The organism is Pelagibacterium sp., from assembly GCF_035555455.1.
Lineage (GTDB): Bacteria > Pseudomonadota > Alphaproteobacteria > Rhizobiales > Devosiaceae > Pelagibacterium.
Genome location: NZ_DATMGM010000048.1, coordinates 1 through 22,420 on the forward strand (window position 1 = coordinate 1; position 22,420 = coordinate 22,420).

28 protein-coding genes and 1 tRNA gene are annotated in these 22,420 nt (G+C 62.5%); 21 read left to right on the forward strand and 8 right to left on the reverse strand.

Annotation, left to right across the window (positions count from 1 at the left end; all coding sequences use genetic code 11):
* The coding region (locus tag VNS12_RS09640; RefSeq protein ID WP_325487618.1) for a gluconokinase at positions 1 to 438 on the forward strand (438 nt) is incomplete at its 5' end.
* Positions 439 to 454: 16 nt separating this feature from the next.
* Here the strand turns inward: VNS12_RS09640 and VNS12_RS09645 are convergent.
* Positions 455 to 1,330, reverse strand: a complete 876-nt coding sequence (locus VNS12_RS09645) for a TraB/GumN family protein (RefSeq protein ID WP_325487619.1) — start codon at positions 1,328 to 1,330, stop codon at positions 455 to 457.
* Between the two features lie 380 nt (positions 1,331 to 1,710).
* Here VNS12_RS09645 and VNS12_RS09650 point away from each other — a divergent pair, with 380 nt between their 5' ends.
* Together VNS12_RS09650 and VNS12_RS09655 are read left to right on the forward strand one after the other, a co-directional pair.
* Positions 1,711 to 1,986, forward strand: coding sequence for an EF-hand domain-containing protein (locus VNS12_RS09650; protein ID WP_325487620.1), 276 nt, complete (start codon positions 1,711 to 1,713; stop codon positions 1,984 to 1,986).
* Positions 1,987 to 2,190: 204 nt separating this feature from the next.
* Positions 2,191 to 2,601, forward strand: a complete 411-nt coding sequence (locus tag VNS12_RS09655) for a hypothetical protein (RefSeq protein ID WP_325487621.1) — start codon at positions 2,191 to 2,193, stop codon at positions 2,599 to 2,601.
* Between the two features lie 13 nt (positions 2,602 to 2,614).
* Here the strand turns inward: VNS12_RS09655 and VNS12_RS09660 are convergent, their stop codons facing one another.
* Positions 2,615 to 3,139 (reverse strand): DUF1772 domain-containing protein, encoded by a 525-nt coding sequence (locus VNS12_RS09660; protein ID WP_325487622.1) that lies wholly within the window; start codon positions 3,137 to 3,139, stop codon positions 2,615 to 2,617.
* A gap of 61 nt (positions 3,140 to 3,200) precedes the next feature.
* Between VNS12_RS09660 and VNS12_RS09665 the strand changes: the two genes are divergently transcribed.
* Complete coding sequence (locus tag VNS12_RS09665; protein WP_325487623.1) at positions 3,201 to 3,857, forward strand: TetR/AcrR family transcriptional regulator; 657 nt, start codon at positions 3,201 to 3,203, stop codon at positions 3,855 to 3,857.
* A gap of 134 nt (positions 3,858 to 3,991) precedes the next feature.
* Here VNS12_RS09665 and VNS12_RS09670 read toward each other — a convergent pair.
* The 4 genes from VNS12_RS09670 to VNS12_RS09685 form a co-directional block, all read right to left on the reverse strand.
* Positions 3,992 to 4,078: transfer RNA gene (locus tag VNS12_RS09670), tRNA-Leu, on the reverse strand.
* 20 nt (positions 4,079 to 4,098) lie between these two features.
* Positions 4,099 to 4,377 (reverse strand): ASCH domain-containing protein, encoded by a 279-nt coding sequence (locus VNS12_RS09675; protein ID WP_325487624.1) that lies wholly within the window; start codon positions 4,375 to 4,377, stop codon positions 4,099 to 4,101.
* Positions 4,377 to 4,871, reverse strand: a complete 495-nt coding sequence (gene gpt, locus VNS12_RS09680) for a xanthine phosphoribosyltransferase (protein WP_325487625.1) — start codon at positions 4,869 to 4,871, stop codon at positions 4,377 to 4,379. Before gpt ends, VNS12_RS09675 begins: the two co-directional genes overlap by 1 nt.
* Positions 4,868 to 5,650, reverse strand: coding sequence for a competence/damage-inducible protein A (locus tag VNS12_RS09685; protein ID WP_414693103.1), 783 nt, complete (start codon positions 5,648 to 5,650; stop codon positions 4,868 to 4,870). The genes gpt and VNS12_RS09685 overlap by 4 nt, the downstream gene beginning before the upstream one ends.
* A gap of 122 nt (positions 5,651 to 5,772) precedes the next feature.
* On the opposite strand from VNS12_RS09685, the gene VNS12_RS09690 reads away from it, so the two are divergent.
* The 4 genes from VNS12_RS09690 (at position 5,773) to radC (ending at position 8,714) form a co-directional block, all read left to right on the forward strand.
* Entirely contained in the window at positions 5,773 to 6,237 is a 465-nt protein-coding gene (locus tag VNS12_RS09690) for a hypothetical protein (RefSeq protein WP_325487627.1), read from the forward strand.
* 105 nt (positions 6,238 to 6,342) lie between these two features.
* On the forward strand, positions 6,343 to 7,044 hold the full coding sequence (gene sfsA / locus VNS12_RS09695; protein ID WP_325487628.1) for a DNA/RNA nuclease SfsA: 702 nt from the start codon (positions 6,343 to 6,345) through the stop codon (positions 7,042 to 7,044).
* Positions 7,045 to 7,077: 33 nt separating this feature from the next.
* Positions 7,078 to 7,914, forward strand: coding sequence for a type I methionyl aminopeptidase (gene map / locus VNS12_RS09700; RefSeq protein WP_325487629.1), 837 nt, complete (start codon positions 7,078 to 7,080; stop codon positions 7,912 to 7,914).
* On the forward strand, positions 7,911 to 8,714 hold the full coding sequence (radC, locus tag VNS12_RS09705; RefSeq protein ID WP_325487630.1) for a RadC family protein: 804 nt from the start codon (positions 7,911 to 7,913) through the stop codon (positions 8,712 to 8,714). The genes map and radC overlap by 4 nt, the downstream gene beginning before the upstream one ends.
* A gap of 31 nt (positions 8,715 to 8,745) precedes the next feature.
* Here the strand turns inward: radC and VNS12_RS09710 are convergent, their stop codons facing one another.
* Positions 8,746 to 9,483, reverse strand: a complete 738-nt coding sequence (locus VNS12_RS09710) for a cytochrome c biogenesis CcdA family protein (RefSeq protein ID WP_325487631.1) — start codon at positions 9,481 to 9,483, stop codon at positions 8,746 to 8,748.
* Positions 9,484 to 9,657: 174 nt separating this feature from the next.
* On the opposite strand from VNS12_RS09710, the gene rpe reads away from it, so the two are divergent.
* The 6 genes from rpe (at position 9,658) to VNS12_RS09740 (ending at position 15,753) form a co-directional block, all read left to right on the forward strand.
* Entirely contained in the window at positions 9,658 to 10,332 is a 675-nt protein-coding gene (rpe, locus tag VNS12_RS09715; protein WP_325487632.1) for a ribulose-phosphate 3-epimerase, read from the forward strand.
* A 2-nt stretch (positions 10,333 to 10,334) separates the two neighbouring features.
* Entirely contained in the window at positions 10,335 to 10,754 is a 420-nt protein-coding gene (fosX, locus tag VNS12_RS09720; protein ID WP_325487633.1) for a FosX/FosE/FosI family fosfomycin resistance hydrolase, read from the forward strand.
* Between the two features lie 32 nt (positions 10,755 to 10,786).
* The gene (gene purB, locus VNS12_RS09725; RefSeq protein WP_325487634.1) at positions 10,787 to 12,091 is read left to right on the forward strand and encodes an adenylosuccinate lyase; all 1,305 of its coding nucleotides are present in this window, start codon (positions 10,787 to 10,789) and stop codon (positions 12,089 to 12,091) included.
* A 470-nt stretch (positions 12,092 to 12,561) separates the two neighbouring features.
* Positions 12,562 to 13,113, forward strand: a complete 552-nt coding sequence (locus VNS12_RS09730; protein ID WP_325487635.1) for an RBBP9/YdeN family alpha/beta hydrolase — start codon at positions 12,562 to 12,564, stop codon at positions 13,111 to 13,113.
* A 64-nt stretch (positions 13,114 to 13,177) separates the two neighbouring features.
* The gene (locus VNS12_RS09735) at positions 13,178 to 14,179 is read left to right on the forward strand and encodes a ligase-associated DNA damage response exonuclease (protein WP_325487636.1); all 1,002 of its coding nucleotides are present in this window, start codon (positions 13,178 to 13,180) and stop codon (positions 14,177 to 14,179) included.
* Positions 14,176 to 15,753, forward strand: coding sequence for a cisplatin damage response ATP-dependent DNA ligase (locus tag VNS12_RS09740; RefSeq protein ID WP_325487637.1), 1,578 nt, complete (start codon positions 14,176 to 14,178; stop codon positions 15,751 to 15,753). The genes VNS12_RS09735 and VNS12_RS09740 overlap by 4 nt, the downstream gene beginning before the upstream one ends.
* 3 nt (positions 15,754 to 15,756) lie before the next feature.
* Here the strand turns inward: VNS12_RS09740 and VNS12_RS09745 are convergent, their stop codons facing one another.
* Positions 15,757 to 16,083: a DUF1476 domain-containing protein gene (locus tag VNS12_RS09745; RefSeq protein WP_325487638.1), complete on the reverse strand. Its 327-nt coding sequence runs from the start codon at positions 16,081 to 16,083 to the stop codon at positions 15,757 to 15,759.
* Positions 16,084 to 16,350: 267 nt separating this feature from the next.
* Between VNS12_RS09745 and purC the strand changes: the two genes are divergently transcribed.
* The 7 genes from purC to grxD all read left to right on the forward strand — a co-directional run bounded on the left by purC (position 16,351) and on the right by grxD (position 22,248).
* The gene (gene purC / locus VNS12_RS09750; RefSeq protein WP_325487639.1) at positions 16,351 to 17,115 is read left to right on the forward strand and encodes a phosphoribosylaminoimidazolesuccinocarboxamide synthase; all 765 of its coding nucleotides are present in this window, start codon (positions 16,351 to 16,353) and stop codon (positions 17,113 to 17,115) included.
* A 51-nt stretch (positions 17,116 to 17,166) separates the two neighbouring features.
* Positions 17,167 to 17,412 (forward strand): phosphoribosylformylglycinamidine synthase subunit PurS, encoded by a 246-nt coding sequence (purS, locus tag VNS12_RS09755; RefSeq protein ID WP_325487668.1) that lies wholly within the window; start codon positions 17,167 to 17,169, stop codon positions 17,410 to 17,412.
* Between the two features lie 342 nt (positions 17,413 to 17,754).
* Positions 17,755 to 18,414, forward strand: a complete 660-nt coding sequence (gene purQ / locus VNS12_RS09760) for a phosphoribosylformylglycinamidine synthase subunit PurQ (protein ID WP_325487640.1) — start codon at positions 17,755 to 17,757, stop codon at positions 18,412 to 18,414.
* 615 nt (positions 18,415 to 19,029) lie between these two features.
* Positions 19,030 to 21,249: a phosphoribosylformylglycinamidine synthase subunit PurL gene (gene purL, locus VNS12_RS09765; RefSeq protein ID WP_325487669.1), complete on the forward strand. Its 2,220-nt coding sequence runs from the start codon at positions 19,030 to 19,032 to the stop codon at positions 21,247 to 21,249.
* A gap of 14 nt (positions 21,250 to 21,263) precedes the next feature.
* Entirely contained in the window at positions 21,264 to 21,497 is a 234-nt protein-coding gene (locus VNS12_RS09770) for a BolA family protein (protein WP_325487641.1), read from the forward strand.
* Positions 21,498 to 21,503: 6 nt separating this feature from the next.
* A complete protein-coding gene (locus VNS12_RS09775; RefSeq protein WP_325487642.1) occupies positions 21,504 to 21,824 on the forward strand; it encodes a DUF6665 family protein in 321 nt (106 codons plus the stop codon).
* A gap of 88 nt (positions 21,825 to 21,912) precedes the next feature.
* A complete protein-coding gene (grxD, locus tag VNS12_RS09780; RefSeq protein ID WP_325487643.1) occupies positions 21,913 to 22,248 on the forward strand; it encodes a Grx4 family monothiol glutaredoxin in 336 nt (111 codons plus the stop codon).
* Positions 22,249 to 22,420: the final 172 nt, after the last annotated feature.

Below are 22,420 nucleotides of genomic sequence, written 5' to 3' on the forward strand. Positions count from 1 at the left end.
GCGGCTGCGCTTGGCGCGCCGTTCATCGACGCCGACAATCTCCATCCCCGCGCCAATGTCGAAAAAATGCGCGGCGGCTCACCGCTGGTCGATGCCGATCGCTGGCCGTGGCTGGAGATCGTCGCCGACGCCATGCGCAACACCGCCGACACCAATGGCCGCGCCGTATGTGCCTGTTCGGCCCTGCGCCGCGCCTATCGCGATTGCTTGCGTAACCGGGCGGGCGAGCCGATCGCCTTCGTGCTCCTCACCGGCGACAAATCGGTGATCGCCGCACGTCAGGCCAACCGCCCCGGCCACTTCATGCCGCCGGCGCTCCTCGACAGCCAGTTCGCGACCCTCGAACCGTTCGAACCCGACGAACACGGCATCGTGCTCGATGTCGCCTTGAGCGTAGATGCCCTGGTCGCAGAGGCCAAAGCCCAACTCGCCTCCTGAGGGGCCCGCCGGGCTGTCAGAGCGTATCCACCACATGCCCACGCGCTTCGAGCATGGCAGGAATCGAATCCGGCCCCACATAATGGCCCAGCCCCACCGCCACCAGGGCGGTGCCCTCACCAGCCAGGATGGCCTCGATCCCGTCGACAAAACCCCGGTTGCGATTGACGAACAGCGCCTCGTAAAATTCCTCCATTTCAGCGGCGATCGTCGCTGTCTCCTGTTCGAGCACCGTCAGATCACCATCGATCCAGCTTTCCAGTTCGTCACTGAGGCCGCCCTGTGCCTCGTCGTAATCGATGATCGTCTGGCGCAGCAGGTCCAGTTGCACCTCCTCTGACATGCCCGACAGCATGTCGAACTGGTCATCGAAGGTTTCAAACCCGCTCACCGGCACGCCCAGCTCGTCGGCCCGTTGCTTGATCCGCACATCGATGCCCCCTTCCGGGTCGAACCCGGCCTGGGTCAGCGCCAGCATTGAGATTTGAAGATAGGCATACCAGGGACGCAGTTCGTCAAAACTGTCCAGCGGCACCCCGTGCTGGTCGAGAATCACCTCCAGCCCCGCCATCTCATCGGCGTCGAGCAGCGATGACAGCGGGCGATACGGCGATATTGCCGTGCGCATGATCTTGGAAAACAGGTCCGCAGGCGGCTCGAAGTCCGACAATTCTAGCCAGACCTCGTCGGTCTCGCCCAGAATCGCCTCCAGCTTCGGGTTTTCCCAGTCCACGCCATCGCGCATCATGTGCACCGTGCCGATCATATAGATCGTCGAATCCTCGTCCCCCACGACCCAGATCGGCGGCTGTGGCGTTTGCGCGGCACTCGGCGTCGCAGCCACTCCCAGCACCAGCAGGGCCGCACCCAATGTCCATCGTCCAAACGCCATGATCGCTCTCCTTGTTGGTCTCTCAACGGCCGCGCGCCGAAAATGCTCCGCCTGCGAAGGTCGATCACGTCCGCGTGATTGAGGCAACACTTTAGCCACTCCGCCCCGATTGTGGCACGCAAACGCGCCAACCGCCCGCTCTGCACCGCATAGCGCCGTTTGCACCGATCCCATTGCCGCCATACTTGCCGCTTCCGCCTCAAAAAACCCCAACAATTTCCTCGGCATAGCCCTTTAGAGGTCCCATCCTCGCCACCCGGCGCACCCACCCTGTGTTCACGGTTTCGCGATCAGGCGGATCCGGCGACCGGGCCCAATCCCGGTTGAATTCTTACAGTGCGGCACTGTCCGCGTTATCTCTCACATGGAGCACTGAACCCATGAAAAAAACCGTTATCGCCCTTGCCGTTGCCCTTGGTCTTTCGGCCACCGGAGGCGCTTTTGCCCAGGCCCTCGATTTCAACGCGCTCGACGCCGATCAGAACGGCGAAATCACGCTTGAAGAGCTCCAGGCGGCGATTCCCGATCTGACCCCTGAGAGCTTTGCGATGCTCGACACCGATGGCGATGGCGTTCTGTCGCCTGAGGAATTCGCCGCGCTGACCGCCGCGACCGAAGCTCCGGCCGAGACGATGGAAGCCCCCGCCGTCCAGTAAGCCCCAGCGGGTTTCACGACCTCCTTTTCGATCGGCCGTTCCGCCTTGCGCGGAGCGGTCGATTTTGTTTGGGAGCGCCCCCCGGACCAAGGAAGCGCGCCAAAACAAGGACGTAGCGTGCATGATCTGATTCAATCAGATCAGAAATTGCTCTAAGATGTTCCTGGTCCAACGCAATCGCATAGAATATCGGGAATATCCGCCATGGCCCTGCGCCCCTCCGCCCTAGTGCTCGTCGCCCTTTGCGGCCTCCTTGCCGCCTGCTCCGAGACACCGCAAGCCCCCTCTCCGGCCACCAGCGAAGGCGAATCGCCGGAACCGACACCCTTTTACGTCGGCCGCTGGGCCGCCGATCCGGTCTGGTGCACCGATCAGAGTGAAGGCTTCCCCATCACCATCACGCCGACCCGTTTTGAAGGGCGTGAAAACATCTGCGAAATGAGCAACATCGCCCCCACCCCCGAAGGCGGAGCGACGGCAGATCTCACGTGTCAGGCTGAAGGCGAAACCGTTCGCGAGCCGATTCTCTTTTCCCAGGCCGGTGCCGACATCGCCATCACCTGGCCCGATCGCGGCCCCGACGCCACCCTGTTTTCCCGCTGCGCACAGATGTGAGCTTGATCAGCGCCTAGGCTGAAGGAGCGCTGCTCCGGTTCCGGTCGGCCATGATCGCCAGCACCAGCACGGCCAGTCCCAGCATGCTCAACATCGTCCGCACCACATGCCAGTGCCACCAGACATCGCGAATGGCGGTCCAGTTGGCTGGCATCGAATCCGGCGTCCATGTCACCACGTCGGCGTTGATCGGTTGATTGGCAAACCGGGTGATCACAGCCGCCACCGCCATCAGAACGAACGCAAACGCATAGGCAACGGCCACCGGACGGTCCCGCCGCGCCATCACCGCAAGAATGCCGGTCATCACCAGCGCGCCAGCCCCCATTAGCGGCAACGTCACGTTGAGCCCGCCGACCGCCCCCTGAAGGGTTTCGAGAAAAGTCAGCGCGGAATAGCCACCCGGATCATACCCCCTCCAGATGCCGAATGTGCTTCCTGCCACCAGCGCGATCAGCATAATCGCCAGAAATTGCAGGACCGGGCGCGCAGTCGCAACGGCCACTCCGGACCGGGACAGTGTTCGGGAGGCTTGCATCTTGCAGATTCCTCGCCATCATTGACCAACGATATATTGAATACAGCATAAGTGTATCAAAATGACCGATAATGTCAATACACGCCGGCCCTATCGCTCCGATCTGCGCCGCAATCAGGCGGAGCAGACACAAATGGCCATTCTGAAAGCGGCGGAAACCTTGTTTAGGGAACAGGGCTGGGCGCGCACCACCATCGCCGCCATAGCGCGTAAGGCTGGCGTATCGAACGAGACCATCTATGCGGTGTTTGGCAACAAGCGCGCGCTGCTGGAGCGACTGGTTCGCGACGCTATCCGGGGCACCCAACCGCAGGTCCCCCTTCTCGAACAGGCCGGCGTTCAGGAAATAAAGAAATTATCCAGTCAGCCGGCGCAAATCCGGATGTTCGCCCACTCCATCGCCGCTATTTTGCATCGTGTCGCGCCGCTGATCGCCACCGCCCGCTCTGCCGCTGAAAGCGATCCGCGTCTGGGCGATCTCTATCGCGGGCTCCACGAAGGTCGGCGGCGCAATCTGGAATTCGTCGCCCTGGCGCTCACCGCTAACGGTCCCCTGCGCGATGGCCTCGACCAACACACAGCGACCGACACCATTTTCCGGCTGGCAAGTCCCGAATTGTTCCTGTTGTTCACAAGCGTCGAAGGCCGTTCCGTCGACGACTTCGCCGAATGGCTTGAAGAGTCCTTGACCGCGCTTCTTCTGCCCCCCGAAGACTGAGCGACACTTCAATCCGGGAACCGGTGCGGGTGAGCGGAGAAGCTGCGAATCGGCCCAAGGCCGCGACTGCGGCCCGGGCTTTCGCCCGCCCCGCACAGCCAGCGAGCAAAGCGTGTTTAGCGTGAGTGATGAGATGGTGCGGGCGGCGGGAATCGAACCCGCACGGAGATACCTCCTCAGGATTTTAAGTCCTGTGTGTCTACCAATTCCACCACGCCCGCGTGGCCGCCAGAAATGGCGGTTATTCTCCCTTGTAGCTCACCTCGATGCGGTCAAGGTCCCCCGGCTTCATCGTATCGAGCCATTTGAGGAAATCGGCCACGTCTTTGAACCCGGCCCGCTGCGCATCCGCTTCGGTTACATTTTCGGGCATTATCGGGTTGATCGCGCCGATCTGGAGCACCCCCACCCGCGTCTTGAGCGTCCCGCCGGCCTTCACCGTCCGCCGCCGCCAGCGCCGGAATTGCAGGGTAATCTCACCCGATTTTATCTTTTCCAGAACTTCGAGCTTGATCAGCATCAGTCGGTTCCGCCGGTGATGGGCGGCGCATAAGTAAAATCCAGATCCCACGGGAAGTAGATCCACGTGTCCTGGCTCACTTCGGTGATGAAGCTGTCGACCAGATCGCGCCCCTGCGGTTTGGCATAGACAGTGGCGAAGTGCGAATTGGGCAGCATTTCGCGCACCACCCGCGCCGTCGCCCCGGTATCGACCAGATCGTCGATGATCAGCAGTTTCTTGCCCTCGGCGTCGGCAGCGACTAGATCGGTGCTGATCGGCTTGAGCACGATGATCCCGCCCTGGTTCTGGTGATCGTATGATTTCACCGAAACGCTTTCGATCATGCGGATGTTGAGCTCGCGCGCGATGATCGCCGCGGGCACCAGCCCGCCGCGCGTGATGGCGACGATGGCGTGGAATGGTCCCTCGCTGGTCAGCCGCCAGGCTAGCGCGCGGGAATCGCGATGAAACTGATCCCAGGAAACGGGGAAGGATTTGTTCTGCGGGTTCATGCGTAAGGTTCCTTGGGCAAAACGATGTTCCTTTCGGCGTGCAGCCTGTCGACCAGCGCCTGCACCTCGGCGGTCGCCGCCTCCAGCCGGGGTATAGCGTGACTGCGCATCACCAGATAGGTCATGATCGAGGTATTCCCCATCTGGGGATAGGAGCCGATCTTGACGTCGTCATAGCGCGACTGGATTTCCGCCAGCGGATCGCCGATCGCACCCTCGCCGATCGCGGCGGCAACGGTGCGGCTTTCCACCTTGCGCCCGCCCTTGAGCGTCGGCGCGATCGATTCCAGCATCGCCGCCATGATTTTAGGCACACCGGCCATCACATGCACATTGCCAATCCGGAATCCTGGCGCTGCCGAAATGGCGTTGACGATCAGGTCCGCACCTTCGGGGATGCGCGCCATGCGCATCCTTGCCGGCGTCGCCTCTGCCCCGGTCTCGGCCCAGCGTGCTTCGAGCATGGCACGCGCCGTCTCGTTGACCGGCAGGGCCACCCCGAACGCTTTTGCGATGGCATCGGCGGTGATGTCGTCATGGGTCGGCCCGATGCCGCCGGTGGTGAACACATAGGTGTAGCGCGCGCGCACCGCGTTGACCGCTTCGATGATGGCGTCGGTATCGTCCGCCACCACCCGCACCTCGCGCAGCTCGATGCCCAGATCGGTGCAGAACTGCGCTGTCGTCGCGATATTGACGTCGTGCGTGCGCCCTGAAAGAATTTCGTCGCCTATGACGATAAGGCCTGCGGTAACTGCGGGTTCGTCCATGGGTGCCATACTTTGCAAAGGGAGCGCCATGGATGCCCGCACTGGCTTGGAAAATCAAGCGAGACTATGCAAGCAAAACGATGGAAGTGACCTGACTGGGTTCGGACGCAAACCCGAAATGGACGCGTGATATGGCGCTGCGCGGATGGGCCAGGTTTGCGTGGCAGGCCGATTACGGCCAGTTCTATCTCATCGATGCCGAGGATGCCGGCTTCGAGGCGCCCATTGAGATCACCGCCGAAATGGATAGGCGCAGCCTCTTCGTCCCCGCCGCCGGGATCGTCATCTATACCCAGGATTGCCTCAACCAGCACATCCGCATCGCGATCCACGAGTCCGAGCCCGATCATCCCCCGGTGGAAGAGATCAGCGGCAAACCCTGGACCCGGGTGGAAACCGTCGAGGCGTCCTTTCCCTCAGGCAGGTTCACGATGTCCAGTCCGTCGATGCCCTTCCCCTTGCCCGGCGGCCCCCTGTTTTTCCTCAACGCCACGACCGTGACCGCGCGCATAAGCTGGATGGAATTCGAAGGAACCCGCGATGAAAGCGTGCCCTTCGATCCAGATGTCATCCAGATCGCGCTCTGGACACGCTAACCCGCGCCGAGCGGCGCAATACACCCAACGCGACTGCGGCTGGCTGGCCGGGCTGCCATGTTGCCGCTATGAATGGCCTTCACCCCCATTCCATCCAGGCCAGTCATGCTCTTTCCCTCCCCGCTGATCCGCGGAACCCTCGTCAGGCGCTACAAGCGTTTCCTTGCCGATGTCGTCCTTGAAACCGGCGAAGAGATCACCGTCCATTGCGCCAACCCCGGCGCGATGACCGGGCTCAACATGCCGGGCCTGCCCGTGTGGCTGTCGAAATCGGACAACCCCAAGCGCAAGCTGGCCTTCTCGCTCGAACTGGTGGAGTTGCCCACCGGATCCGTGGGCATCAACACCGCCCACCCCAACCGCATCGTTGCCAGCGCCCTTGCCGCGCGCGCCATCCCCGAACTGGCCGCCTACGAAACCGTGCGCCCGGAGGTGAAATACGCCGAAAAGAGCCGCGTCGATTTTCTGTTGACCGGTGACGGCCTGCCCGATTGCTATCTTGAGATCAAGAACGTCCATCTGGTCCGCGCGCCCGGTCTGGCCGAATTCCCCGATTCGGTTACCGCTCGCGGCGCGCGCCACCTCGTCGACCTCGCCCGCATGGTCGCAGAAGGCCACCGCGCCGTGATGCTCTATCTCGTGCAGCGCGCCGATTGCACCGGCTTTGCGCTCGCCAGCGACATCGATGCTGCTTATGCCACCGCCTTTTCCAGCGCCCGCGAAGCAGGCGTCGAGGCCCTGTGCTACGATACTGTGATCTCCCCGCAGGCCATCCGCCTTGGCCGCGCTCTTCCAATCCGGCATTGAGACGATTACCTTCGTTGCAATACGGAGAATCCAATGACCACCTATGTCGAAGCATCGGCCAAGACCAAACGCATGCACGGCGTCATTCCCCTGCATGGCGAAGACGGCTTTGTCGGCATGCGCAAGGCTGGCGCCCTAACCGCCGAAGCGCTTGATCTGCTCACCCCCATGGTCGAGCCGGGCGTTCCCACCGATAAGCTCGATCGCTTTGTTTATGAATTCGCCCGCGATAATGGCGCGATGCCGGCGACACTGAATTATCGCGGCTACCGCTATTCCACCTGCACCTCGATCAACCACGTGGTCTGCCACGGCATGCCGTCAGACCGCCCCCTGCGCGAGGGGGATATCGTCAACATCGACGTGACCCTGATCGTCGATGGCTGGCACGGCGATTCGAGCCGCATGTATGCGGTCGGCGACATTTCCCGCAAGGCCGCACGGCTGATCGAGATCACCTATGAGAGCCTGCGTCTCGGTCTCGAAGTGGCCAAGCCCGGCAACACCACCGGCGATATCGGCGCTGCCATCCAGCGCTATGCCGAAGGCGAGCGCGCGTCGGTGGTGCGCGATTTCGTCGGGCACGGCATCGGTCGGCTGTTCCATGACGAGCCCAACATCATGCATTTCGGCACCCCCGGCACCGGGGTTGAGCTCAAGCCGGGGATGATCTTCACCGTCGAGCCCATGATCAATCTGGGCAAGCCGCATGTGAAAATCCTCAATGACGGCTGGACCGCCGTGACCCGCGACCGCACCCTTTCGGCCCAATGCGAGCATTCCATCGGCATCACCGAAACCGGCCACGAGATTTTCACGCTCTCGCCGCGCGGCCTGTTCAACCCGCTGGAGGCCCGCGACACGGCATGACTTCGGACAAGGGGGAAAAAACCATCGGCGGTTTGTCGGAATCAGAACTGATATCCGACCCCTCGCCCGTTCTTCCCCTCCAAGATGTCGCCCCCGACGACATCGCCGACAGCCGCGAAGAGACAGACACGCCGGACTATCACGGCCATCGCGACCGCCTGCGCAAGCGCTTCAAGACCGGCGGCGCCGAGGCGCTGCACGATTACGAACTGCTCGAACTGCTGCTGTTCGCCCTCATCCCGCGCCGGGACACCAAGCCGATCGCCAAGGCCATGATCAAGCGGTTCGGCACGTTTTCCGAAGCCATTGGTGCCGCACCGAACCTGCTCGAAGAGATCAAGGGGCTGGGCCCCACCTCGGTTCTCTCGCTCAAGGTCGTCCTGGCTGCCGCGCAAAAGATCGGCAAGGATGCCATCCACGAGCGCCCGATCCTGGGCTCATGGGCCGAAGTCGTCGATTATTGCAAGACCGCCATGGCCTACGAAACCATCGAGCAGTTCCGCATCCTGTTCCTCGACAAGAAGAACCGGCTGATCGCCGATGAAGTCCAGCAGACCGGCACCGTCGACCACACCCCCGTCTATCCGCGCGAAGTCATCAAGCGCACGCTCGAACTCTCGGCCACCGCGCTGATCCTTGTGCACAATCACCCCTCAGGCGATCCCGCGCCCTCGTCCGCCGATGTGCGGATGACGCGTCAGATCGTCGACATCGCCCGTCCGCTGGGCATCACCGTGCACGACCACATCATCGTGGGCAAATCCCGCCACACCTCGCTGCGCGGCATGAAACTGCTGTAATTCCAGCCCCTTGCCGGGCAATCCGGATTCATTATCCGAACTGGTTGAGCACCTCGAAATTGGCCTGCATCCAGAAAGCCAAACGGGTAAAATTGCCGGTCAGGAACAGGATTCCGACGATCACCAGCAGCCCGCCCATCACCTTTTCCACCGTCCCCAGATGCTTCTTGAAGCCATCGAAGAACGTCAGGAACGGCCCCAGGGCCAGCGCCGCCAGAAGAAACGGCACGCCCAGTCCCAGCGAATAGACGCCGAGCAACGCCGCGCCTTCCCAGGCCGTCTGCTGGCTTGCTGCCACCGTCAGGATCGCCGCCAGCACCGGCCCGATACACGGCGTCCAGCCGATGGCAAACGCCAGCCCGAGCAGGAACCCGCCCAGCGGCCCGCTGGCCATTTTCGGGCCTTCCATCTGAAACTGGCGATACAGCCAGGAGATCCGGAACACCCCGAGGAAATGCAGCCCCATGGCGATGATCACAACGCCCGCCAGCGGCATCAGCACCGGAAGTGCCTTGCGCAGCGCCTGCCCGAAGAACGTCGCCGTCGCACCAAACGCGATGAACACCAGCGAGAAGCCCAGAACGAACGCCAGCGCGGTGATCGCGGTCCGCCCGTACAGCCGCCCGCCCGCCTCACCTTCCTCACGCAGCCGCTCGAACGTCGCGCCCGACATATAGGTGAGATAGGCTGGCACCAGCGGCAGGACACATGGGCTCAAAAAACTCAGGACGCCCGCCCCGAACACCACCGGCAACTCAAATCCGAACATGACCACTCCGAACCTTGTTTGCGGCCACTTCTACTGACTGCGGCGGAAACCGCAATGCGTTGCGGGGACGCATGACGTGGATGTGAGAACCGCCCCCATTCGGCCCCTCATCCCTTGTGATCCGCCCCTCTTCCGGTCTAAGAAGCGCTCAATCCCACAATATAGGCGGCTTCAATGTCCACACCTTCCGTCAAGATCGCTCCCTCCATTCTGTCGGCCGATTTTGCCCGGCTCGGCGACGAAGTCCGCGCCATCGACGAGGCCGGTTGCGACTGGGTGCATGTCGATGTGATGGACGGTCATTTCGTCCCCAATATTTCCATCGGTCCGCTGATCGTCGAGGCCATCCGCCCGGTGACTAAGAAGATTCTCGACGTTCACCTGATGATCGCTCCCGTCGATCCCTATCTCGAAGCCTTCGCCAAAGCCGGTGCCGATATCATCACCATCCACGCCGAAGCCGGTCCCCATCTCGACCGCTCGCTGCAAGCGATCCGAGCGCTGGGCAAGAAGGCTGGCGTCGCGCTCAACCCCGCCACCCCGGTTTCCGCCATCCAGCACGTCATTGATAAGCTTGACCTTATATTGATCATGAGCGTCAATCCCGGCTTCGGCGGACAGGCCTTCATTCCCGAAGCTATCGCCAAGGTGAGCGCCACCAAAGCGCTGATCGGCGACCGCCCCATCGAAATCGAAGTCGATGGCGGCGTCGATCCCACCAATGCTGGCGCACTGGCCGCCGCCGGTGCCACCGCTCTGGTCGCCGGGTCCGCTGTCTATAAAGGCAACGATCCCACCACCTACGCCCCCCGCATCTCCGCCATCCGCGACGCCGCCATGGAGGGCTGATCTTGATCGAAGCGCTGAGCCACATCACCCTGATCGTCAGCGACCTCGACCGCGCTGAAACACTGCTGGTCGATGGGCTCGGTGCACGCAAGATCTACGATAGTGGTGCTGAACAGTTCTCCCACTCCGAGGAACGCTTTTTCCTGCTCGGCGCGTCCGACATCTGGATCGCCACGATGAAGGGCGATCCCCTCCCCACCCGCACCTACAATCATTTCGCCTTTAAGGTCGCCGAGTCCGACCTCGACACCTATCGCGACCGGTTGGCCAAGCTGGGCGCGACTCTTCTGCCCGACCGCCCCCGCGTTGAGGGCGAAGGCCGTTCCCTCTATTTCTACGACCATGACAACCATTTGTTCGAGCTCCACACGGGAACCCTCGACGCACGCATGAAACGCTATGCCGCCCCTCGGCAAGGCTGAATCTCCCTCTCAGAACCAAGGCACATCTCCTTATGATCCCTCGCTATTCCCGCAAAGAAATGGTCGATATCTGGTCCCCGCAGACCAAGTTCAGGATCTGGTTTGAGATCGAAGCCCACGCGACCACCGCGCAGGCAAAGCTCGGTGTCGTGCCGCAGGCTTCCGCCGACGAGATCTGGGCCAAGGGCAAGGATGCCAGCTTCAACGTCGACCGCATCGATGAGATCGAGCGCGAGGTCAAACACGACGTCATCGCCTTTTTGACCCATCTGGCCGAAATCGTCGGCCCTGAAGCCCGGTTCGTGCACCAGGGGATGACCTCGTCTGACGTGCTTGACACCACGCTCTCGGTCCAGCTCTCCCGCGCTGCCGATCTGCTACTGGCTGATCTCGACGCCCTGCTCGCCGCGCTCAAAAAGCGCGCTTACGAGCACAAGAACACCATCACCATTGGCCGCAGCCACGGCATCCACGCAGAACCCACCACGTTTGGCGTCAAGCTCGCGCAGGCCTATGCCGAATTTTCCCGCTGCCGCGAACGGCTGGTCAATGCGAAAAAGGAAATCGCCACCTGCGCCATTTCCGGCGCGGTCGGCACCTTTGCCAATATCGATCCTTCGGTCGAAGAATATGTCGCCGAACAGATGGGCCTCGCAGTCGAGCCGGTCTCCACACAGGTGATACCGCGCGACCGTCACGCCATGTATTTCGCAACCCTTGGCGTCATCGCCTCGTCCATCGAGCGGCTCGCCACCGAAATCCGCCACCTCCAGCGCACCGAGGTTCTGGAAGCCGAAGAGTATTTCTCCCCCGGCCAGAAGGGCTCTTCGGCGATGCCCCACAAGCGCAACCCGGTGCTGACGGAAAACCTCACCGGTCTTGCCCGCCTCGTGCGCGGCATGGTCATTCCGGCGCTTGAAAACGTCGCCCTCTGGCACGAGCGCGATATTTCGCACTCTTCGGTCGAGCGCATGATCGGCCCGGATGCCACTGTGACCCTCGATTTCGCACTGGCACGTCTCACCAATGTGATCGACAATCTCGTGGTCTATCCCGAGACCATGAAGGCCAACATGGACAAGCTCGGCGGCCTACACAATTCTCAGCGCTTCCTTCTTGCGCTGACCCAGGCTGGCATGAGCCGCGAGGACAGCTATTCGGCAGTGCAGCGCAACGCGATGAAAGTCTGGCGCGGCGAAGGCGCGTTCCCCGATTTCCTCAAGGCCGACCCCGAAGTCTCAGCGCTACTCACGCCCGAGCAGATCGACGCCAGCTTCGACGACGCCTACCACCTCAAGCACGTCGATACGATCTTCAGGCGCGTGTTCGGAGAATAGACGCCCAAGGCCCCTGTCTCTTCTCCCGCTCGTGGGAGGAACCCCTTCTCCCCTCGTGGGAGAAGTGAAGCTCGCTTCCACGCATCGAAAGCCACCAGCGCCCACCAAAAGAGCCCCCCTCTCCCCCTGAGGGACTTCGAGCCGATGGCGCAGCCGCAAATCGCTCCAGTGGAGGTGAGACGAAGAAGGGCGGGGTGAGCGGTGCGGAGCGCTTGTCGAGCCCACCAGACAAGCACACCGCAGCCCATCGAAAAAACTCAAGCGTCCCCCCCAAGAACCCCTTCTCCCCTCGTGGGAGAAGGTGGCCGCGAAGCGGTCGGATGAGGGGGCCGCAGCCTCTCCTCCACACCCGCACCCGCAATCGAACCACTCTTCGCCGCCCTCCTCATCACGACGAAACACGCTCCCATGTCCTGCCAGCAATCATCACCCCTTGCACCGGCGCGGGAAATCCACCAAGTAGTCGAGATATGAAAACCGCTGACGCTGACATTCTCATCATTCCCGGGCTGGGCCATGCTGGCCCCGGCCACTGGCAGCACCGCTGGGCCAGCCGCATCCGCAACGCGCGCTTCGTCGAGCAGGAAGAGTGGCACGAGCCCGCGCTGGACGATTGGGTGAGCGCCATCGAGCGCGACATCATGATGGCAACCCGCCCCGTGGTCCTTGTCGGCCACTCGCTCGGCGTGTCCGCCATCGTCGCCGCCAGCGCCCGCCTCACCGATACCAAGGTGCGCGGTGCATTTCTTGTCGCTCCGCCCGATGTGGACGAACATCCGGACGTCCCCGAAGCCACCGCCGCCTTCAAGGACCTGCCCCGTGATCCGTTGAAATTTCCCTCCATGATGGTCGCCTCGTCCAACGATCCATGGTGCACCGTCGAGCGCGCCGCCGAGTTTTCGTCGTGCTGGGGCTCGGATTTCCATATCGCTGGCGATGTGGGCCACATCGATGTCGCATCCGGCCACGGTCCCTGGCCCGAAGGGCTGCTGATGTTCACCCGCCTGATGGGGCGGCTTTAACGCCGCTTCGTGCCACCGCGCATGACGAACTGAACCGAACGGTTCGCCGCGCGTTTGCCCCATCATGGCGCGCGCACCCGTCCTAGACCGCAATCTCCACATCGCCCGGATCGACACCTATATCGATCCGTTGACGCCGCGCGCCCGCGCCATCGTCACCCATGGCCACGCCGATCACGCAAGGCCCGGCCACGGCAGCGTGCTGGCCACCCCCGATACCATTGCCATCATGCAGGCGCGTTACGGCCCCGATTGCGCGGGCAGTTTCCAGCCCCTGCCCTATGGCAAACCCCTCGATATCGATGGCGTGCGCATTTCGCTCCATCCCGCCGGTCATATTTTGGGCTCGGCGCAGGTGCTCATCGAACAGGATGGACAGCGGGTCGTCGTCACCGGCGATTACAAGCGCGGGCCTGACGCCACCGCCCAGCCGTTTGAACTGGTGCAATGCGACCTGCTGGTCACCGAGGCGACCTTTGCCCTGCCGGTATTCCAGCACCCCGATCCGGCCTCCGAGATCGCCCGCCTGCTCCGCTCCCTCGCCGAATATCCGGCCCGCGCCCATATCGTTGGCGCCTATGCGCTGGGCAAGGCGCAACGGGTCATCGGCCTGCTGCGCGCCGCCGGCTATGATCTGCCCATCTATCTGCATGGCTCCATGCTGCGCCTCTGCGCGCTCTACGAGGAACGCGGCATCCCCCTTGGCCCGTTGCGCCATGCCACCGAGGCCGACCGTTCTGAGCTTGCCGGCGCTGTCGTCATCGCGCCGCCTTCGGCGCTCAAGGACCGTTGGAGCCGCCGCTTCCCCGATCCGGTTCTGGCCATGGCGTCGGGCTGGATGAGCGTCAAGCAGCGCGCCCGCCAGCGCGGAGTCGAACTGCCACTGGTCATTTCCGATCACGTCGATTGGCCCGAATTGCTCCAGACCATTGCCGATACCGGTGCCCAGACCATCTGGGTCACCCATGGCCGCGAGGATGCGCTCGTCTATCAGTGCCGCAAGGATGGACTGACCGCCGAACCGCTCGATATTCAGGGCTATGGCGAAGAAGACGAGGACGCATGAAAGCCTTCGCCCGCCTGCTCGAAACCCTCGTCCTCACCCCCTCGCGCAACCGCAAGATCGAGGCGCTGGCCCATTATTTCGCCACCACCCCCGATCCCGATCGCGGCTATGCCCTGGCCGTGCTCACCGGCGAATTGAGCTTCGATCAGGTGAAGGCCTCTCGGCTCAAGGATGTGGTTCTGGCCGAAGTCGATCCACACCTTTTTGCCCTCTCCTACGACTATGTCGGCGATCTGGGCGAAACCATCGCGCTGATCTGGCCGCACTCCGGCGAGGGCCGCGATCTGCCCACCCTTGGCGCGCTGGTCGATCTGCTCAACACCACCGCCAGATCGGAACTCCCCACCCTCATCGCCCAATTGCTCACCAGCGCCCAGACCAATGAGCGCTGGGCGCTGGTCAAGCTCGCCACCGGCGCCCTGCGCATCGGGGTTTCCGCCCGGCTGGCCAAGACCGCGCTCGCGCAAATGAGCGGCGTCGAGCTTCAGGACATCGAGGAAATCTGGCACGGCATCGCCAGCCCGTATGAACCTCTCTTCGCCTGGCTCGAAGGCAAGGCCGAGAAACCCGCCATCCACCACGCCGCCCGTTTCCATCCCCTCATGCTCTCCAACCCCATCGACGAGGCCCGCGATTTCGCCGAACTCGACCCCGCCGATTTCGCCGCCGAATGGAAGTGGGACGGCATCCGCATCCAGCTCATCCTCGGGCCCCACGGCGTCTCGCTGTTCTCGCGCACCGGCGACGATATCGCCCCCGCCTTCCCCGATCTCGCCGACGCCGCCTTCGGTCACGGCGTTCTTGATGGCGAATTGCTGGTCGGGCATGATTTCGAACCCGCCTCGTTCAACGCCCTCCAGCAGCGCCTCAACCGCAAGACTGCCAGCGCCAGGCTGATGGCCGAGTCCCCGGCCTTTGTGCGCGTCTATGACATGTTGTTCGACGGCAACACGGATATCCGAGCGCTCCCCTGGACTGAGCGCCGCCAGCGCCTCGAATCGTTCTTCGCCACCACCGTGCAGACCCGCCTCGATATTTCCCCGCTACTGGATTTTTCCACCTGGGATGACCTCGCCGCCCTGCGCCGTGAAGGCGCGACGCTGCACGGCCATGAAGGGGTGATGCTCAAGCAGCGCGCCGCGCCCTATGTGCCCGGCCGTCCGCGCGGCAACTGGTTCAAGTGGAAGCGCGATCCCAATCTGGTCGATGCGGTGCTGATGTACGCCCAGCGCGGCCATGGCCGTCGCTCGTCGTTTTATTCCGATTTCACCTTCGGCGTCTGGCGCGACGACGAGATCGTGCCCATCGGCAAGGCCTATTTCGGCTTCACCGACGCCGAACTGGCCGAACTCGACAAATGGGTCCGCTCCCACACGCTCCAGAGCTTCGGCCCGGTGCGCGAGGTGCAGAAATCCCTGGTGTTTGAAGTGGCCTTCGACAGCGCCCAGCCCTCGACGCGCCACAAATCCGGCGTCGCCCTGCGCTTTCCCCGCATCAACCGCATCCGCTGGGACAAGCCGGCTGCCGAAGCAGCCCGGCTTGAAGAGGTCGAGGCGCTGATCGCCGCGACCTGAGCCTCAACCCTCTGACAGGATTTCCTGCTTGGCCCGCATATCGAACTCGGCCACCTTGGCCTCGATCGCGTGGGTGCTGATATCGAGCCCCTTGGCCTCGAAATCGCTCCGCAGCTTGGCCACCACGTCCGCGTGGCCCGCCTGCGTCATGTCAATGGCGATCACTTCCGCGAGGTAATTGGCGATGGCGTCGTCATCGGCAATCCCCAGTTCCCCACAGGCCCACTGGGCCAGATGCTTGTTGCGGCGCGCCTCTGCCCGAAACCGCAGGGAGGCGTCATGGGCGAATTTGGCTTCCTCGCCCTTCTGGCGGTCGTCGAATGAGGACATCTGCGGCTCCTTGGCGTCGCGTTTGGGTCCCTCTCAAAATATGCGTTCCCCACCCCACATTCAACCGCAACCCGCCGCGCACCCGCCCGCCATCCGGGCATTTCCCCCTTGCGACAGCTTTTCGCGCCCTCCCGCGCGGGGAATCGCTATACTGGTTCCCAGCGAACGGTCGCAGCCCATGAAAGGGCTTGCATTGAGCCGTCAAAAGGGCGCATGAGTGCCCCGAAATCCAACTATCGCTCGCCGCGCAATCCACGGACAGGTGAAATGAACCGTCGTCGCAAGATTTATGAAGGCAAGGCCAAGGACCTTTACGAGGGCCCCGAACCCGGCACGCTGATTCAGCACTTCAAGGACGATGCCACGGCTGGCAACGGCACCCGCCACGAAATCATCGACGGCAAGGGTGTGCTCACCAACCGTATCTCCGAATTCATTTTCGCCCGTCTCAACCAGCTCGGCATCCCCACCCATTTCGTGCGCCGCGTCAACATGCGCGAGCAGCTGATCCGCGAAGTCGAGATCATCCCCATCGAGGTGGTGGTGCGCAATGTGGCGGCGGGGTCGCTGTGCAAGCGGCTCGGTCTCGAATCGGGCACCCAGCTGCCCCGTTCGATCATCGAATTCTATTACAAGGACGATGCCCTGGGCGATCCGATGGTGTCGGAAGAGCACATCACCGCGTTCGGCTGGGCCAGTCCGCAGGAGCTCGACGACATCATGGCACTGGCCGTGCGCGTCAACGATTTCCTCACCGGCCTGTTCATGGGCGTCGGCATCCAGCTCGTCGATTTCAAGATCGAGTGCGGGCGTCTTTATGAAGGCGACATGATGCGCATCGTGCTCGCCGACGAGATTTCCCCCGACAATTGCCGCCTGTGGGACGTCAAGACCCGCAACAAGCTCGACAAAGACCGGTTCCGCGAGGGCCTTGGCGGCGTTGTCGATGCCTATCGCGAAGTGGCCCAGCGGCTCGGCATTCTGGTTGAGGCGGATAATGCCCTCACCACCGGCCCCCGTCTCGTTCAGTAATTTTTTCGTTTTTCCCCCGCCCCGCCTTCCCATAAAGGATACCCGGACAGCATCATGAAAGCCCGCGTCATCGTCACCCTGAAGAACGGTGTGCTCGACCCCCAGGGTCAGGCCATCGAAGGCTCCCTCGAAGGATTGGGATTTTCCGGCGTGGACTCGGTCCGACAGGGCAAGGTGTTCGATCTGGAACTTTCCGCCACCGATCCCGTTTCCGCCAAGGCGGAACTCGAACGGATGTGCGAGAAGCTTCTCGCCAACACGGTGATCGAAAATTACGCCGTAGAGATCATCGGTTAACTGTTCAATTTTATTGTAAGTCCGCACAGTTTGTCGCGCTCCGCGCGCGCCATGGAGTATGCCTGCAATGCTGAAAACCCTTTCCCTTTCGGCCCTGTTCTTTATCGCCCTTGGCGTCATGGTCGCCGCTTACGGGACCGTTCCGGTCGTCTGAGCGCCTGCCAGGGCCCGTCAGGGCAATAAGCACAAGAAAAGGCCGGAACCGCTTCCGGCCTTTCTTTATTTCCCGCGCCGCTGATACAAATTCGCGCGCCACCAGATTCCCCTTGCAATTTACCGCAAGAATCCCGACAAGGCGGCCATCCGGTACAGCCCCCATTTTTCAAAAGCGAGACCTGCGCGATGAAGTCCGCTGTCGTTGTCTTTCCCGGCCTTAACCGCGAACGCGACATGATCGCCGCCCTGACCAGTGTCAGCGGCAACGCCCCCACCGTCGTCTGGCACAAGGACACCGACCTGCCCGACGTCGATCTGATCGTCGTTCCCGGCGGTTTTTCCTACGGCGACTATCTGCGTCCAGGCGCGATTGCCGCCCGCTCCCCCATCATGGCGACCATCCGCGAGCGCTCCGAGCGCGGCGTGCGGGTCATGGGCGTCTGCAACGGCTTCCAGGTCCTCACCGAGGCTGGTCTGTTGCCCGGCGTCTTGATGCGCAACGCCTCGCTCAACTTCGTCTGCCGCCAGATTCGGCTCGAAGTGGCTAATGCTGACACGCCGTTCTCGCGTGGCTACGCCCAGGGTCAGGTGATCAATTGCCCGATCGCGCATCGCGACGGCAATTACTTCGCCGACGCCGATACCCTCAAACAGATCGAAGACAACGGCCAGGTCGTGTTCCGCTACGCCGAGGGAACCAACCCCAACGGGTCGCTCAACGACATCGCCGGGATCACCAACCGCGCAGGCAACGTGCTTGGCATGATGCCCCACCCGGAAAACCTGATCGAACCCGCCCACGGCGGCGTGGACGGCAGAGCCCTGTTCACCGGCCTTCTGGGCTGACCGCCATGCCCGGGCCCAGCGCATCCCTCCCCTCACATCCCGGGATTGCCCTGCACGCCCCCACACCGCTCGCCTGTAATCGTGGACGACGGACCGGGGTTGAGGGACGCTCAGCCCACCACACCACCGAGCATACTGGTTCCCGGGTCTTCGCCCGGAACGACGCCGGTGAGTGTGATCAGCTTCAGAGGCTCCCACCCACCCCCGTCATCCCGGACTTGATCCGGGATCCAGTAACCGGCAGCGCCCCGGCCCTTGCCCATCTGCTTGCCAAAAGAGCCCCCTTTTCCCCTCGTCGGAGAAGGGATGGCGATGAGCGGAGCGCCGAGTCCCACCGCACCACTGAGCATATTGGTTCCCGGGTCTTCGCCCGGGACGACGCCGGTGAGTGTGATCAGCTTCAGAGGCTCCCACCCACCCCCGTCATCCCGGACTTGATCCGGGATCCAGTAACCGGCAGCGCCCCGGCTCTGCCCCCACGCTCCCACAGCCTCCGCTCCCTTCTCCCCTCGGGGAGAAGGTGGGTTTTCGCAACAGCGAAAACTCGGATGAGGGGGCCTCTGTCCACCCTCGCCGCCCCAAACCTCTTTCCACTCCAGTTTCCCCATGGCTGACATGACATTCCGCAACGACATCGACATCACCCCCGAACTCGTCGCCGACCACGGCCTGACCCCTGAGGAATACCAGAAGATTCAGGACCTGATCGGGCGCGTGCCCACCTACACCGAACTGGGCATCTTCTCGGCCATGTGGAACGAGCATTGCTCCTACAAAAGCTCCAAGAAGTGGCTGCGCACCCTGCCCACCACCGGCCCGCGCGTCATTCAGGGGCCGGGCGAGAACGCGGGTGTCGTCGATATCGGGGACGGACAGGCCATCGTCTTCAAGATGGAATCTCACAACCACCCGAGCTTCATCGAGCCCTATCAGGGCGCGGCGACCGGCGTTGGCGGCATTCTGCGCGACGTGTTCACCATGGGCGCGCGTCCTGTCGCTGCCATGAACGCCCTGCGCTTTGGCGAACCTGGCCACGAAAAGACCCGTCATCTGGTCTCCGGCGTCGTCTCCGGCATCGGCGGCTATGGCAACGCCTTTGGCGTGCCCACCGTTGGCGGTGAAGTCCAGTTCGACGAACGCTACAACGGCAACATCCTCGTCAACGCCTTTGCCGCTGGTCTCGCCGATGCCGACAAGATTTTCCTCTCCGAAGCCAAGGGCGTCGGCCGTCCCGTCGTCTATCTGGGTGCCCGCACCGGGCGCGATGGCGTTGGCGGCGCCACCATGGCGTCCGCGGAATTCAGCGACGACATCGATGAAAAGCGCCCTACGGTTCAGGTCGGCGATCCGTTCACCGAAAAGCGCCTGCTCGAAGCCTGTCTCGAACTGATGGGCACCGGCGCGGTGATCGCCATTCAGGACATGGGCGCGGCGGGCCTCACCTGCTCTGCCGTGGAAATGGGCGCCAAGGGCGATCTGGGCATCGAACTCACCCTCGATGCCGTCCCGGTGCGCGAAGAGCACATGACGCCCTATGAGATGATGCTCTCGGAGTCCCAGGAGCGTATGCTCATGGTGCTGCATCCCGACCACGAGGAATCCGCAAAAAAGATCTTCGAAAAGTGGGAACTCGATTACGCCACCGTTGGCCGCACAACCGACGATCTACGCTTCCGTGTGCTGTTCGAGGGCAAGGAAGTCGCCAACCTGCCGATCAAGGATCTGGGCGACGAAGCCCCGGAATATGATCGTCCCTGGGTTGCGCCCACCGTGCCTGCTCCGTTCGACAACTCGACCCTTCCCGAAGGCGATGTTGCCAAGGGTCTTCTGGCCCTGCTCAATTCGGCCAACAACTCCTCGCGGCGCTGGGTTTATGAGCAGTTCGATACGCTGATCGGCGGCAATTCACTCCAGACCCCCGGCGGCGATGCCGGTGTCATTCGCGTCGATGGCCACCCCAGCAAGGCGCTGGCCTTTTCCTCCGACGTCAATCCCCGCTATTGCGAGGCCGATCCCTATGAGGGCGGCAAGCAGGCCGTTGCCGAATGCTGGCGCAACCTGATCGCTACCGGTGCCGAGCCTCTCGCCGCTACCGACAACCTCAATTTCGGCAATCCCGAGCGCCCCGAAATCATGGGGCAGATCGTCCATGCCATCAAAGGCATCGGCGAGGCCTGCACGGCCCTCGATTTCCCCATCGTCTCGGGCAACGTGTCGCTCTACAACGAGACCAACGGGCGCGGCATCCTGCCCACCCCCACCATTGCCGGTGTCGGGCTGATCGAGGATCATGCGAAAATGGCCCGCCTGGGCTTTGCCGGCGAAGGCGATGTCATCATCCTTATCGGCGCCCCCGAAGGCTGGGGCGAGCATATGGGGCAATCCGCCTATCTGCGCGACATTCTCGGCCGCGATGAAGGCACCCCTCCCCCGGTCGATCTCGATCACGAAAAGCAGGCCGGGCTCTACGTGTTGTCCCTCATCCGTTCGGGCCGGGTTCGCTCGGTCCATGACCTCTCGGATGGTGGCCTCGCAGTTGCGCTCGCAGAATCTGCCATCTCGGGTATGATGGGGGCACAAGTCCACTCATTTTCCACTCAACATTTGCCTACGTGGTTTGCCGAGGATCAGGGTCGCTACATTGTGACCGCGACTCCTGGCGAAGCCGGTCGGATCGTTGCCGATGCGCCGGTCAGCGCCGTCGCGATCGGCGTCACTGGCGGCCAGACCTTGAATTTGGGAGACGCAAAGCCCATATCCATCAAGGACTTGGAAGCCGCCTACGAAGGCTGGTTTCCCACCTTCATGGAGGCTACAATCTCCTCAAACCACTGAATATGGAGCGCGACATGCCAATGGATGCCGTCGAAATCGAGAGTCTCATCAAACAGGCTCTGCCAGATGCCACCGTTGACATCCGTGACCTCGCCGGCGATGGCGACCACTACGCTGCCACCGTCGTCTCCGAAGCGTTCCGGGGCAAGTCGCGTGTCCAGCAACATCAGATGGTTTATCAAGCACTTAAGGGCAATATGGGCGGTGAATTACACGCCCTTGCTCTCCAGACAAGTGCTCCGGAGTAGGCTCGAATGAGCCTTAAAGACAGCCTCGATCTGATCCGGGCCATCAACCCCGAGGGCGGCTATGCCGTCCTCGAACACGAGATCGCCGCCGAGCGGGCATCCTCGCTCGGGGCCGCTGAAAAGCGCGTTGCCCAATCCGTAGCCGCCTACAAAGATGCTGAAAAAGATCAGCATCCACAAGCACTTGCCGCCGCACAGCAGGCGGTATGGGCCTATTTCGTCCAGCGCGAACTGTGCGGTTTCCGCCAGCACAACGATGTCATTGCCGACTTTTCCATCCCGCGCGCAGTCCTCAACGGCCTCGGCGCGACCCGGCGCGGCAATTGATCCCCGCCCAACCCTCGACACCGCCCCGGCGATATCCTATTTATCGGTAAAGACCGATGCGCCCACCCAGCGCCGAAAGGACAATTCCATGAGCGAAACCAACACCTTCATCGACCAGCAGGTCAAGTCCAGCGATGTTTTCCTGTTCATGAAGGGCACCCCCGATTTCCCGCAATGCGGTTTTTCCGGCCAGGTCGTCCAGATCCTGAACTACCTCGGCGTCGACTATCAGTCCGCCAACGTTCTGGAAAGCGACGAACTGCGCCAGGGCATCAAGGACTATTCCAACTGGCCAACCATTCCCCAGCTTTACATCAAGGGCGAATTCGTCGGTGGCTGCGATATCGTGCGCGAGATGTTCCAGGCGGGCGAGTTGCAGACTCATCTCGAACAGGCCGGCATTACGGTCAAGCAAACCGCCTGATCACCGTTCCAATCTTGCAGACCAGAGGGCCCCGACACCGCGCGGGGCCTTTTGCTTTCAACCGAATTGATGTTGAAGATCAAGCTGTTGGGAGCAGCCCCAGCTAAGCAAATGCCGAGGGGTTGCCAAATCCGCCATTGACAGTCAGTCTTGAACGACAAGGCTGGGCTAT